Origin of the sequence: Mammaliicoccus sp. Q-M61, from assembly GCF_022386055.1 — a bacterium.
Taxonomy (GTDB): domain Bacteria; phylum Bacillota; class Bacilli; order Staphylococcales; family Staphylococcaceae; genus Mammaliicoccus; species Mammaliicoccus sciuri_A.
On the sequence record NZ_JAJNJL010000011.1, the window covers coordinates 82,814 to 96,928 of the forward strand.

Below are 14,115 nucleotides of genomic sequence, written 5' to 3' on the forward strand. Positions count from 1 at the left end.
CTATAGTGCAATATTACAAATTATTGTATATTAAAATGCTTCAATATCTAGAGAACTTTTACCGTTTAATTTCATGTTTGAAAAGCGGTTATTTTCATATAAGAAATGAGCTACTGACCCTATCATAGCAGCATTATCTGTACATAAATTTAATGGTGGAATACTAAGATCTATTCCTAATTTATTTGATTCTTGTTCTAGTGCATGACGTAAACCTTTATTCGCAGCTACACCACCAGCCACAATTAAATGTTGAACATCATAGTCTTTAACTGCAGCCATTGTTTTGCCAACAAGTACTTCAACAACACTATTTTGGAAACTTGTTGCAACATCTTCTTTTATGATTTCTTCATTTTTTTGCTTTTTATTATGCAATGTATTAATAACTGCGCTTTTCAAACCACTGAAACTGAAATCATAACTGTCTTTCTCTAACCATACTCTAGGGAAATTCAAAGTATCTTGACCGATTTGAGCAAGTCTATCAACTTCAGGACCTCCTGGATATGGTAAACCTATTGTTCTAGCAACTTTGTCATATGCCTCACCGACTGCATCATCGCGCGTTTCACCTATAACTTCAAAATCTAAATGATTTTTCATATAAATCAGTTCTGTATGTCCACCTGAAACAATTAATGCAATTAAAGGAAATTCTAATGGTTTAACAAGATGATTAGCATAAATATGCCCTGCAATATGATGAACTGGAATAAGTGGCTTTTGATGACTAAATGCTAAAGCTTTAGCACTTGCAACTCCGACAAGTAAAGCACCAATTAATCCTGGACCTTCTGTTACAGCTATTGCATCAATGTCATCCATTTGCATATTTGCATTTTTCAAAGCTTCATCAATCACTGTTGTCATCACTTCAACGTGTTGACGACTCGCTACTTCTGGTACTACACCGCCAAATTTTTTATGTGTCATCATTTGTGTAACAACTTCATTACTGATAATTTCATTGCCGTTTTTTATGACACTTGCTGCTGTTTCATCACAGCTTGTTTCTATACTTAATATAATTGATTCAGACATTTTTTAGACTCACCCACATCACTTTAGCATCCTCTCCATCGCCATAATAATTTTTCCTAACGCCACCATACGTAAAGCCAGCTTTCTCATAAACATGTCTCGCCGCTTCATTATCCACTCTTACTTCTAAGCTCATCGTTGTACAAGTTGCACTTGCAAAAGTCATCGCATATTCTAATAACATTTGTCCTATTCCATTACCTCTATATTGCTCGGCAACAGATATTGTCGTAATTTGTGCTTGATCAATAACTAACCACAATCCGCAATATGCAATGATTTCTTCACCTAAAGAGACAACAAAATAATGCGCAAATTCATTTTTCTCTAACTCATGATAAAATGCGTCAATAGACCATGAACTTTGTGTAAAACTATGATTTTCTATTTCGTATACTTGAGGGACATCTTCAATTGACATTTTTCTAATTTCTAATGCTTCGTTTGATTGTTTTTCCAATTTTGTTCCGCCTCTGATAATTTTAGATATCTTGGTTTTAGTTCATGAACATTTAACACCGGTTGTTCCTTAATGTTATACATTACTGAAGCATCAGGTAATTTTGAAAGACTTCTACCTTCTAACTTATCTTGTAACTTTAATACATCGTGACCAATAAATATATATGGATGATTTTGTGATTTTAAAAATTGATTCAATGCTTCAATAGAAATATAACTATCTTCTTTGATTGTTTCTAATTTATCATCCTTATATTGATAAACACCAGCAAATACATGGTCTCTTCTAGCATCAAATAAAGGTACAATAAGATCATTTTCGTTGTTATATGTTGCTGCTAATGCCTTTAAAGATGAAACTTCATATAAAGGAATATCCAAAGTATATGCCATCGTCTTTGCTGTTGTAATACCAATTCTCAACCCCGTATACGAACCAGGTCCATTAGCAACGACAATTTCTGACAATGATTGAGGTGTTATTTGCGCTTCATCCATTAACGATTCAATAACAGGCATTAATTGTAATGAATGATTCTTCTTTATATTGGACTGATAATTGATTAATACATTTCCATCTTTAACAAGTGCTACTGCTAAAGGTTGATTAGAAGTATCAATTAGTAATGTTGTCATCATTTAGCACTTCCTTTATCTGTTTATAATGTTCACCTTTAGAAATAATTTCAAACACCCTTTTATCGGCGTCAATATACTTAATGTTGATTTCTAAACGCTCTTTAGGTAAATATTCTTGAATGAATTCACTCCATTCAATAATCGTAACACCATTATCATTAAAGTATTCATCAAATCCTAAATCTTCATCACTATCTTCTAATCTATAACAATCCATATGATGAAAAGGCAATCTCCCTTTGTAGGACTTTATTATATTAAAGGTAGGTGAATTAATGTTTCTTTTAACGCCTAAAGCCTTTCCGAAATATTGGCTAAAAGTGGTTTTACCCGCTCCTAAATCTCCATTCAACAAAATAATATCATTTTCAGTTACAACTTGAGCTAATTTTTCAGCAATTTGTTGCGTTTTTTCTAATGAGTCAACTTGAATAATCACTAATTTGGCACCTACCTTTTCTTTACTTAAACTAACTGAACTATTATAACAAATATTTATTTAATTGGGTAATGAATGGTTCATTTATCAATAAAGCGCTTTCATTATCTAAATTTTTAGAAAAATCTAAATCTTCTGTTGACATGTATTCTGATATGCGTTAAATTTAGTACATAAATTTTTTAACTATTCAAAAATCTTAACTAAAAATATGGTTCACATTTGAGAAGAAAGGACGAGTTGTAATGAATTTCACAATGACGGCAAATAAACCGACAATCGAATACAGCATATTAGTGATTTTATTACGCTCAGAAGGACTCGAACAACAGTAAGCTTCAATTTACTGTATGGTTTAAGTCCTATTTCTACTTGAATGGGACTCGAAGCAACGTCCCATATTTATTGGGACGTTGCTTTTTTATTTTTCTAGAGGAGTGTAATTATGAGAAGTGACATGATCAAAAAAGGTGATCACCAAGCACCTGCAAGAAGCCTATTACATGCAACAGGACAAATCAAGAGCCCAACGGATATGAATAAACCATTTATTGCGATTTGCAATTCTTACATTGATATTGTCCCAGGACATGTTCATTTAAGGGAATTGGCAGATATCGCAAAAGAAGCGATTAGAGAAGCAGGTGGTATTCCATTTGAATTCAATACAATCGGTGTTGACGATGGTATAGCAATGGGTCACATCGGGATGCGCTACTCATTACCAAGTAGAGAAGTTATTGCTGACGCAGCTGAAACTGTTATTAACGCACACTGGTTTGACGGCGTATTCTACATGCCAAACTGTGACAAGATTACACCTGGTATGTTACTAGCATCTGTTAGAACAAACGTACCTGCAATCTTCTGTTCAGGTGGACCAATGAAAGCTGGTTTATCTGCAACTGGTAAAGCATTAACTTTATCTTCGATGTTTGAAGCAGTTGGATCATTCAAAGGTGGTTCAATGACGAAAGAAGAATTCTTAGATATGGAAAAGAACGCATGCCCTACTTGTGGTTCATGTGCAGGCATGTTTACAGCAAATTCAATGAACTGCTTAATGGAAGTATTAGGATTAGCATTACCTTATAACGGAACAGCTATTGCTGTAGGAGAAGAAAGAAGAGAATTAATTAGAGAAGCAGCCTTTAAACTAATGGACTTAGTTAAAAAAGACATTAAACCTAAAGACATCATTACTAAAGATGCAATTGATGACGCATTTGCTTTAGATATGGCAATGGGTGGTTCTACAAATACAGTCCTTCATACTTTAGCTTTAGCAAATGAAGCTGGTATCGATTATGACTTAAATAGAGTAAATGAAATAGCTAAACGTACACCTTACCTATCTAAAATTGCACCAAGTTCTTCATACTCAATGCATGATGTACATGAAGCAGGCGGTGTACCAGCTATCATCGGTGAATTACTCAAACTCGATAATGTTTTACATCCTGACCGTATTACAGTCACAGGCAAAACATTAAGAGAAAATAACGAACATCGTGAAATTAAAAATACAGAAGTTATCCATACAAGAGATAATCCATTCTCTGAAACTGGTGGCTTATCAATGTTATTTGGAAATATCGCGCCAGATGGTGCAGCTATTAAAGTTGGTGGTGTTGATCCATCAATCAAGAAATTTGTTGGTAAAGCGATTTGCTTTAGTTCACATGATGAAGCGGTTGAAGCAATTGATAACCACACTGTTAGAGAAGGTCACGTTGTTGTCATTCGTTATGAAGGCCCTAAAGGTGGACCTGGAATGCCGGAAATGTTAGCACCTACTTCATCTATCGTCGGTAGAGGTCTAGGTAAAGATGTTGCATTAATAACAGATGGTCGATTCTCAGGTGCAACAAGAGGTATCGCTGTCGGACATATTTCACCAGAAGCTGCCGCGGGTGGACCTATCGGACTCATCCAAGACGGTGATGAAATCATCATTGATTTAACGAATCGTACATTAGATGTAAATGTTTCTGAAGCAGAATTACATGCTAGAAAACAAAACATTGAACCATTTAAAGCTAAAGTTAAGACTGGTTATCTTGCAAGATACACTGCCCTTGTAACAAGTGCAAATACAGGAGGCATCTTGAAAGTACCGGACGAACTAATTTAAGGAGTGATTTGCATGGCACTAACTACTAAATCATACAAAGAACCAGATGAAGCAACTAAAGAAAAGACAATAACTTACACAGGGGCAGAATTACTTGTCCAATCATTTATTGATCAAGAAGTCGATTACATCTTTGGATATCCTGGCGGTGCTGTCTTACCTTTATATGATGCCTTTTATGAAGGTAAAGTGCCTCATATTCTTACGAGACACGAGCAAGGTGCAGTTCACGCAGCTGAAGGATATGCAAGAGTTACAGGTAAACCTGGTGTTGTAGTTGTTACAAGCGGACCTGGCGCAACTAATACAATTACTGGAATAGCTGATGCTATGAGTGACTCAATTCCACTAGTTGTACTTACAGGACAAGTTCACAGACCAGGTATTGGTAAAGATGCTTTCCAAGAAGCGGATTTACTCTCTATGACAACACCTATTACAAAGCATAATTATCAAATTACAGATGTAAAAGATATTCCAAAGATTATTGATGAAGCATTTCATATTGCTTCAACTGGTCGTAAAGGTCCAGTTGTAATCGATTTTCCTAAAGATATCGGTGTTTTAGAAACAGTTGAAGTTTCTCCAAGAGAGCTTAATTTACCTGGATATCATATTAACTTAACGCCAGAAGATAAAGAGATTGAACAAGTTATCCAAATGATTCGTTTAGCAAAGAAGCCAATTATACTTGCTGGTGCTGGTGTTAACCATGCTGAAGCTTCAAAGGAACTTACAGCATTTGCTAATAAATACAAAATTCCTGTTGTAAACACTTTGCTAGGATTAGGTTCTATCCCCTACTCTGACCCATTATTCTTAGGTATGGGCGGTATGCATGGATCATATGCAAGTAACATGGCATTAACAGAATGTGATTTGTTAATTAACTTTGGTAGCCGATTTGATGATCGTCTAGCAAGTAACCCAGATGAATTCGCAAAAGACGCTAAAGTTATTCATGTAGATATCGATCCATGTGAAATTAACAAAATCATTCCTACAGATTTAGGTATTATTGCCGATGCAAAACAAACATTAGAAGCACTATTAGAATATGATGCTCATGAGCTTATCCATCATGAATGGTATGAACATTGTTTATCTAATAAAGCAACATATCCATTTAGATATGATAAACCAACTGATGACTTTATTAAGCCACAACAAGCAATTGAGTATATCGGAAAGATTACAAACGGAGATGCCCTTGTTGCAACTGACGTAGGTCAACATCAAATGTGGGTTGCTCAATATTATCCATTTAAAACACATGGTCAAATTATTACAAGCGGTGGTTTAGGAACAATGGGCTTCGGTATTCCAGCTGCTATGGGTGCCAAGTTTGCACACCCTGACAAGACAGTTGTTGCCTTTGTTGGTGACGGTGGTTTCCAAATGACTAACCAAGAAATGGCCATTTTAAATGAATTTGATAATGACATCAAAATCGTATTAATCAACAATGGTGCTTTAGGTATGGTTAAACAATGGCAAGATAAATTTTATAGCCAACGTTTTTCTCATTCAGTATTTGCTGTGCAGCCTGACTTTATGAAGCTTTCTGAAAGCTATGGCGTTAAAGGGTTCATGATCGATTCTAATGATAAATTAGAATCTACGCTTGATGAAGCATTCGCTCATAAAGGCCCAGCCTTAATCGAAATTAGAATTTCCCCTTCTGAACCAGTACTTCCAATGGTTCCAAGTGGACAACCAAACTACAAAATGGAGGGCGTTGAATAATGAAAAGAACAATTAAGACTCAAGTACTCGATAGAGCGGGTACACTCAACCGACTTACAAGTATTTTTGTAAGGAGACAATACAACATTGTTTCTCTTTCTGCAACGCCTACTGAAACAGAGGGCATTACAAATATTACATTTATTGTGGATGTTTCAGATGAAAGTAGTACAGAAACAATTATTAAGCAGTTAGAAAAGCAAGTAAATGTAATATCTGCCCTAGATATTACAGATAACAACCTATTTAATAGAGAACTTATTTTAATCAAGTTAGGACATCCTGACGATTATCAAACGTTCGAAAAAATCATTAAGCCTTATGAAGGTCAATTAACCATTTTAAAAGATTTAGAAGATTATATTTATATTCAAGCAATTGGAACCCATCAAACAATAGAAAATCTATTGGATGATTTAAAAATATATCCTGTGACACAAGTGTCACGAACAGGTTCTGCAGGATTACTATAATACAAAATAAAACAAATTAATGGAGGCATTTATTATGACTAAAGTATTTTATGACAACACGGTAACAGAGGACGCATTACAAGGTAAGAAAATCGCAGTAGTTGGATATGGTTCACAAGGACATGCACATGCTCAGAACTTAAAAGACAACGGATATGATGTTGTTATTGGTATTCGTCCAGGTAAATCATTTGATCAAGCTAAAGAAGATGGTTTTGAAGTATATCCAGTAGATGAAGCTGTTAAACAATCTGACGTTGTAATGATTCTATTACCAGATGAAATTCAAGGACAAGTTTATAAAGAAGAAATTGAACCTAACTTAGATGAAGGAAATGCTTTAGTATTTGCTCATGGATTTAATATTCACTTTAAAGTTATTCAACCACCAGCAAACGTAGATGTATTCTTAGTTGCACCAAAAGGACCAGGTCACCTAGTTAGACGTACATTTACTGAAGGAAGTGCTGTACCTGCACTATACGCTGTATATCAAGATGCTACAAGCAAAGCAACTCAATTAGCATTAAGCTATGCAAAAGGTATCGGTGCTACTAGAGCTGGTGTTATCGGTACAAGCTTTGAAGAAGAAACTGAAACTGATTTATTCGGTGAACAAGCAGTACTTTGTGGTGGTGTAACGAAACTTATCCAATCAGGTTTCGAAACATTAGTAGAAGCTGGCTACCAACCAGAAATTGCTTACTTCGAAGTATTACATGAAATGAAATTAATCGTTGATTTAATGTATGAAGGCGGAATGGAAAACATGCGTTATTCTATTTCAAACACTGCAGAATTTGGTGATTATGTATCTGGTGAACGTGTTATCACACCTGATGTTAAAGAAAATATGAAAGAAGTACTTAAAGATATTCAAACAGGAGCTTTCAGTGATCGCTTCATTAAAGATAACGAAAATGGCTTCGAAGAATTCCTAAGAATGCGTAAAGAGCAACAAGGACATCAAATCGAATCAGTAGGTAGAGAATTACGTGACATGATGCCATTCGTTAAAGCTAAAAGTATTCAAACTAAATAAAAGTACTAGAATTTAAGGAGAGGATTATTATGTCAGACCATATTCAAATATTCGATACAACACTAAGAGATGGAGAACAAACACCAGGCGTCAGTTTTTCATTTGATGAACGCCTCAAAATTGCTATACAACTAGAAAAATGGGGAGTCGATGTAATAGAAGCTGGCTTCCCCGCTTCTAGTGAAGGTAGTTTTAAATCAGTAGAAAGTATTGCTAAAGCATTAACAACAACTGCAGTTTGCGGATTAGCTAGATGTAAAAAGTCAGATATTGATGCTGTACATGAATCAACAAAAGAAGCACAACATAGACAAATTCATGTTTTCTTAGCAACTAGCCCTATCCACTTGGAATATAAATTGAAAATGACTGAAGAACAAGTATTAGCATCTATTACTGAAAATGTAACTTATGCAAAAACATTATTTGAAAAAGTTCAATTTTCACCTGAAGATGCTACAAGAACATCTTTACCATTTTTAATTAAAGCAGTGCAAACAGCAGTTGATGCTGGTGCAGATATTATCAATATTCCAGATACGGTTGGTTATTCTTATCCTACAGAATATGGTCAAATCTTTAAGACACTTATTGAAACAATTAAAAGTGATCATGAAGTGATATATAGTTCTCATTGTCATGATGATTTAGGTCTTGCAGTAGCAAATGCCCTATCTGCTTTTGAAAATGGTGCACGAAGAGTTGAAGGTGCAATTAATGGTATCGGTGAACGTGCTGGTAATACTGCTCTTGAAGAAATTGCACTTGCACTACACGTTAGACAAGATCATTACAACCTATCTACTAATATCAATCTAGCTGAAACTAAAAACACAAGCGACATGGTAAGTAGATATTCAGGTCTTCGAGTCCCAAGAAACAAAGCAATCGTTGGTCAAAATGCCTTCAGTCATGAATCTGGTATTCATCAAGACGGTATTTTGAAAAATCCTGAAACTTATGAAATTATGACACCTCAACTTGTCGGTGTTGTTAAAAACTCTTTACCACTTGGTAAACTATCTGGTAAACATGCGTTTAGTGAAAAGTTAATTGAACTTGGATACAATCTCTCACCAGATGAACAAGTGGAAGTATTTAAACAATTTAAATCAGTCGCAGATAAGAAAAAACAAGTAACTGATCGAGATATACACGCTATCCTTCAAGGTAGTGAACATGAAGAAAATGCATACTATAAAGTAAATGCACTTCAACTTCAATTTGTATCAAATGGCTTACAAAGCGCTGTTGTCGTTATTGAAGATAAAGAAGGAAATACTTATAAAGACTCATCTATTGGTTCAGGTTCAATTACATCAATTTATAATGCAATTGATAGAATTTTTGATTACACGCCTGAATTACAACAATATCGAATTGAATCTATTACAGAAGGTACGGATGCTCAAGCTGAAGTACACGTTCAAGTAGAATTTGAAGACGAAGTATATACAGGTATCGGTATTGACTACGATATCCTATATGCTTCTTGTAAGGCATATGTTGAAGCACATGCTAAACACAGTGAGAACAAATTGAAAGAAGGCGTAAAGTCATGACATACAAAATCACTGCCCTACCCGGTGATGGAATCGGTCCAGAAATTTTAGAAGGTAGTATTGAAATACTAGAATTATTATCAAAGAAATTTAATTTTGATTATGAAATAGATACTAAAGATTTTGGAGGTATCGCCATCGATAAACATGGCGAACCTTTACCTCCAGAAACTTTAAATGCTTGTCAAAACAGTGATGCAATATTATTAGGAGCCGTTGGTGGTCCTAAATGGACTGATCCAAAAAATAGACCAGAACACGGCCTATTAGGTATTAGAAAAGCATTAAATTTATTTGCTAACATTAGACCAACAATTGTTACTGAATCAACTGCACATTTATCACCATTAAAAGAAGAACTCGTAAAAGGTACTGATTTTATCATTGTACGTGAATTAACGGGTGGTTTGTATTTTGGAGAACCAAAATATTTTGATGATGAAAAAGCAATTGACACACTTGCATATACTAAAGAAGAAATTACAAGAATCGCACACGTTGCATTTCAGTTAGCTACTAAACGAAACAAAATCGTTACATCAGTAGATAAAGAAAATGTACTAAGCTCTTCAAAACTTTGGAGACAAACATTAGAACAAGTTTCTAAAGAATATCCAGATGTCACACTAAATCATCTTTTAGTAGACGCATGTAGCATGCATTTAATTACAAATCCTAAACAGTTTGATGTTATTGTAACTGAAAATTTATTTGGAGATATTCTAAGTGATGAAGCTTCAGTTATTCCAGGCTCACTTGGCCTTTCACCTTCTGCAAGTTTTGGTGAGAATGGACCAAGTTTATATGAACCAATACATGGTTCTGCACCTGATATAGCTGGTCAAAATAAAGCAAACCCTAGTGGTATGTTACTATCATTAGCAATGTGTATTAGAGAAAGTTTACATCAACCTGAATGCGCTCAGTATTTAGAAGATATCGTATTTAGCACAATCAAGAAAGGTATTGCAACTAAAGATTTAGGTGGAAATAACAGTACATCTGAAGTCTTCGAAGCAATCAAAAATAATATTTAGAAGGAGGAAAACGACATGTCTCAAACATTATTTGATAAAGTATGGAATCGACATATAATAGCTGGTAAAGAAGGTGAACCCCAATTATTATACATCGACTTACACCTTATTCATGAAGTTACATCTCCTCAAGCATTCGAAGGCTTAAGATTACAAAATAGGAAAGTAAGACGTCCCGATCGAACGTTTGGAACATTGGATCATAATGTACCTACAGTTGATATATTCAATATTAGAGATGAAATTGCTAATAAACAAATTAGTGCTTTGCAAAAAAACTGTGAAGCATTTGGTGTAAAGTTATTTGATATGGGTTCAGATGAACAAGGTATCGTGCATATGGTTGGCCCAGAAACAGGTTTAACACAACCAGGTAAAACTATCGTATGTGGTGATTCACATACTGCAACGCATGGTGCATTTGGAGCTATTGCTTTTGGTATAGGTACAAGTGAAGTAGAACATGTTTTTGCAACTCAAACACTATGGCAAACTAAACCAAAGAACTTGAAAATTCAAGTTGATGGTACATTGCCAACTGGTGTTTATGCTAAAGATATTATCCTATACTTAATCAATCAACACGGCGTTGATTTTGGTACTGGTTACGCTTTAGAATTCGCTGGTGAAGCTATTTCTAATATGACAATGGATGAGCGAATGACAATTTGTAATATGGCAATCGAAGCTGGTGCTAAATATGGCATGATGAAGCCAGATGAAACAACTTTTGAATATGTAAGAGGACGTAAATATCAACCAGAGAACTTTGAAGCAGCTATTGAAGATTGGAAAACTTTGTATTCAGATGAAGATGCTACTTACGATAAAGTAATTACTGTAGACGTAAGTGATCTTGAACCACAAGTCACTTGGGGTACAAGTCCTGAAATGGGTGTTAGTTTTAATACACCATTCCCAGAAATTAAAGATTTAAATGATGAAAGAGCCTATAATTACATGGGCCTTCAACCAGGTCAAACTGCTAGAGATATTCCTCTAGGTTATGTTTTCCTTGGTTCTTGTACAAATGCAAGACTTTCAGATCTTATTGAAGCAAGTAAAATTGTAGATGGTCATAAAGTCCATCAAGATATTACAGCAATAGTCGTTCCGGGCTCTAGAAGTGTTAAACTTCAAGCAGAAGCGCTTGGTTTAGATAAAATTTTCAAAGAAGCAGGATTTGATTGGCGCGAACCTGGATGTTCAATGTGTCTAGGAATGAACCCTGACCAAGTTCCTAACGGTGTTCACTGTGCTTCAACAAGTAACCGTAACTTTGAAGGTCGTCAAGGTAAAGGCGCAAGAACGCATCTTGTATCTCCTGCAATGGCAGCAGCAGCAGCTATTAACGGAAGATTTGTAGATACTAGAAAGGTGGTCATTTAAATGGAACCAATTAATATTTTTAATGGTAAAACAGTTCCCCTACTCAATGATAATATTGATACGGATCAAATCATTCCAAAAGCTTTTTTGAAAAGAATTTCTAAAACTGGTTTTGGCCCCTTCTTATTCGACGAATGGCGTTATTTAGAAGATGGTTCTGATAATCCAGATTTCAACTTAAATAAACCAGAATACAAAGGTGCAAGCATACTCATTTCAGGTGATAATTTTGGTTGTGGCTCATCAAGAGAACACGCAGCTTGGGCATTAAAAGACTTTGGATTCTTAATCATTATAGCAGGTAGTTTCAGTGATATATTTTATATGAACTGTACTAAAAATGGTATGTTACCTATCGTAATTGAAAATAAAGAAGACAGAGAAGCAATTGCGCAACATAGTGAAATAACGATTGATTTACCTAACCAACAAATTATTACACCTGAAGCAAAATATCATTTTGATATAGATGCGACATGGAAGAATAAATTGGTTAACGGTTTAGATGATATTGCAATTACATTAACTTATGAAGAACAGATCAACCAATATGAAAAAATGCACAACTAATTGGGAGTGGTAGAATGACCTTAAAAACACGTTTAAGTGCTGAAGATATAGAAGAAGCATTTTTAAAATTAAAAGATACAGTAAAACAAACACCTTTAGAAAAAGATATGTATTTATCACAGAAGTTTGACTGTAATGTATATTTAAAAAGAGAAGATTTGCAATGGGTACGTTCCTTTAAATTAAGAGGTGCGTACTATGCAATTAATCAGTTAACAGACGAAGAACGAGCAAATGGCGTTAGTTGTGCGAGTGCAGGTAATCATGCACAAGGTATCGCATTCACGGCTAAACAACTCGAAATCAAAGCTGTTATATTTATGCCAGTAACAACACCAGCTCAAAAAATTAATCAAGTTAAATTTTTCGGTGGTGAATTTGTACAAATAGAATTAATTGGCGATACTTTTGATGATTGCTTAAAACATGCGTTAGATTATACTGAACAATTTGGATTAAGCTTTATTGATCCATTCGATAATATTAATACAATTGCTGGTCAAGGTACGATTGCTAAAGAAATAGTAGACTATGCAGAAGAAGAAGATATCAAATTTGATTATTGCTTCGCTGCAATTGGTGGCGGTGGCTTAATTTCAGGAGTAGGCACTTATCTTAAAGATACAATGCCTACTACTCAAGTCGTTGGTGTAGAACCACTTGGAGCAAGTAGTATGGCGCAATCTGTTAAAGCTAATAAAATTGTTACATTAACAGATATCGATAAATTTGTAGATGGTGCTTCAGTAGGAAAAGTTGGACAATTAACATTCGAAATTTCAAAAAATGTTGTTGATGACTTTGTTGCTGTAGATGAAGGTGAAGTATGTAGTACAATCCTAGATATGTACTCTAAACAAGCTATTATTGCAGAACCAGCTGGCGCATTAAGTGTCACTGCACTTAATCATTATAAAAATGATATTAAAGGTAAAAATGTTATTTGTATTGTCAGTGGTGGTAACAATGATATTAACCGAATGAAAGAAATTGAGGAACGCTCACTTTTATTTGAAGATATGAAACATTACTTTATTGTTAACTTCCCACAAAGACCAGGTGCATTAAGAGAATTTGTTAACGAAGTACTTGGACCAAATGATGATATTACAAAATTTGAATACTTAAAAAAATCGAGCCAAAATACAGGTTCTGTTATTATAGGCATTCAACTTAAAGATCATAATGATTTAGACCAACTTTATAAGAACGTTAGCGAATTTGATCCTAAATACATCTATATTAATAAGAATAAAATGCTTTATTCTTTACTAATATAAGTACGTAACCAAATAAAAACATCTCATTTCTCTGTTTATTACAGAAAGAAATGAGATGTTTTTTTAGTTATAAATCGTATTCTATATGCTTAATTATTATGTACTGTATACATGCCCTTTATCTTCTACTTTATTTCAACTAAATTTAAACATAAAAAAAGAGACCTAACAGGTCTCGAGTGCGGCTCATCGCATCCATTTATAAACATTTGCCCGGCAACGTCCTACTCTCGCGGAACGTAAGCCCAACTACCATCGGCGCTAAAGAGCTTAACTTCTGTGTTCGGCATGGGAACAG

Annotated in this window: 13 protein-coding genes and 1 rRNA gene; 9 read left to right on the forward strand and 5 right to left on the reverse strand. The window is 34.7% G+C overall.

What is annotated here, in order from left to right:
• Window positions 1-30: 30 nt before the first annotated feature.
• The 4 genes from tsaD to tsaE are packed head-to-tail and all read right to left on the reverse strand — an operon-like array spanning window position 31 to window position 2,581.
• Window positions 31-1,044, reverse strand: coding sequence for a tRNA (adenosine(37)-N6)-threonylcarbamoyltransferase complex transferase subunit TsaD (gene tsaD, locus LQ677_RS12750; RefSeq protein ID WP_025905054.1), 1,014 nt, complete (start codon window positions 1,042-1,044; stop codon window positions 31-33).
• Window positions 1,037-1,504: a ribosomal protein S18-alanine N-acetyltransferase gene (rimI, locus tag LQ677_RS12755; RefSeq protein ID WP_037589608.1), complete on the reverse strand. Its 468-nt coding sequence runs from the start codon at window positions 1,502-1,504 to the stop codon at window positions 1,037-1,039. The genes tsaD and rimI overlap by 8 nt, the downstream gene beginning before the upstream one ends.
• Window positions 1,477-2,142, reverse strand: a complete 666-nt coding sequence (gene tsaB / locus LQ677_RS12760; protein ID WP_239749002.1) for a tRNA (adenosine(37)-N6)-threonylcarbamoyltransferase complex dimerization subunit type 1 TsaB — start codon at window positions 2,140-2,142, stop codon at window positions 1,477-1,479. Before tsaB ends, rimI begins: the two co-directional genes overlap by 28 nt.
• Complete coding sequence (gene tsaE, locus LQ677_RS12765) at window positions 2,123-2,581, reverse strand: tRNA (adenosine(37)-N6)-threonylcarbamoyltransferase complex ATPase subunit type 1 TsaE (RefSeq protein WP_025905051.1); 459 nt, start codon at window positions 2,579-2,581, stop codon at window positions 2,123-2,125. The genes tsaB and tsaE overlap by 20 nt, the downstream gene beginning before the upstream one ends.
• A gap of 448 nt (window positions 2,582-3,029) precedes the next feature.
• On the opposite strand from tsaE, the gene ilvD reads away from it, so the two are divergent.
• Genes ilvD through ilvA form a run of 9 tightly spaced genes read left to right on the forward strand, consistent with a single transcriptional unit; the run spans window position 3,030 to window position 13,817 of the window.
• On the forward strand, window positions 3,030-4,718 hold the full coding sequence (gene ilvD / locus LQ677_RS12770) for a dihydroxy-acid dehydratase (protein ID WP_025905050.1): 1,689 nt from the start codon (window positions 3,030-3,032) through the stop codon (window positions 4,716-4,718).
• Window positions 4,719-4,730: 12 nt separating this feature from the next.
• Window positions 4,731-6,464 carry a biosynthetic-type acetolactate synthase large subunit gene (gene ilvB, locus LQ677_RS12775; RefSeq protein WP_239748995.1) on the forward strand — a complete coding sequence of 578 codons (1,734 nt, stop codon included), beginning with the start codon at window positions 4,731-4,733 and terminating at the stop codon, window positions 6,462-6,464.
• The gene (ilvN, locus tag LQ677_RS12780; RefSeq protein ID WP_025905048.1) at window positions 6,464-6,937 is read left to right on the forward strand and encodes an acetolactate synthase small subunit; all 474 of its coding nucleotides are present in this window, start codon (window positions 6,464-6,466) and stop codon (window positions 6,935-6,937) included. Before ilvB ends, ilvN begins: the two co-directional genes overlap by 1 nt.
• 34 nt (window positions 6,938-6,971) lie before the next feature.
• Window positions 6,972-7,979 (forward strand): ketol-acid reductoisomerase, encoded by a 1,008-nt coding sequence (gene ilvC / locus LQ677_RS12785; protein WP_239748996.1) that lies wholly within the window; start codon window positions 6,972-6,974, stop codon window positions 7,977-7,979.
• 29 nt (window positions 7,980-8,008) lie between these two features.
• Window positions 8,009-9,541 (forward strand): 2-isopropylmalate synthase, encoded by a 1,533-nt coding sequence (locus LQ677_RS12790; protein ID WP_239748998.1) that lies wholly within the window; start codon window positions 8,009-8,011, stop codon window positions 9,539-9,541.
• Window positions 9,538-10,578, forward strand: coding sequence for a 3-isopropylmalate dehydrogenase (leuB, locus tag LQ677_RS12795; RefSeq protein ID WP_037589612.1), 1,041 nt, complete (start codon window positions 9,538-9,540; stop codon window positions 10,576-10,578). Before LQ677_RS12790 ends, leuB begins: the two co-directional genes overlap by 4 nt.
• A 15-nt stretch (window positions 10,579-10,593) precedes the next feature.
• The gene (gene leuC, locus LQ677_RS12800) at window positions 10,594-11,967 is read left to right on the forward strand and encodes a 3-isopropylmalate dehydratase large subunit (RefSeq protein ID WP_037589613.1); all 1,374 of its coding nucleotides are present in this window, start codon (window positions 10,594-10,596) and stop codon (window positions 11,965-11,967) included.
• Window positions 11,968-12,537, forward strand: a complete 570-nt coding sequence (gene leuD / locus LQ677_RS12805) for a 3-isopropylmalate dehydratase small subunit (RefSeq protein ID WP_107577066.1) — start codon at window positions 11,968-11,970, stop codon at window positions 12,535-12,537.
• Between the two features lie 14 nt (window positions 12,538-12,551).
• Complete coding sequence (gene ilvA, locus LQ677_RS12810) at window positions 12,552-13,817, forward strand: threonine ammonia-lyase IlvA (protein WP_196307919.1); 1,266 nt, start codon at window positions 12,552-12,554, stop codon at window positions 13,815-13,817.
• A gap of 211 nt (window positions 13,818-14,028) precedes the next feature.
• On the opposite strand, the gene rrf is transcribed toward ilvA, so the two are convergent.
• Window positions 14,029-14,115 (reverse strand): 5S ribosomal RNA (gene rrf / locus LQ677_RS12815); the annotation flags it as partial.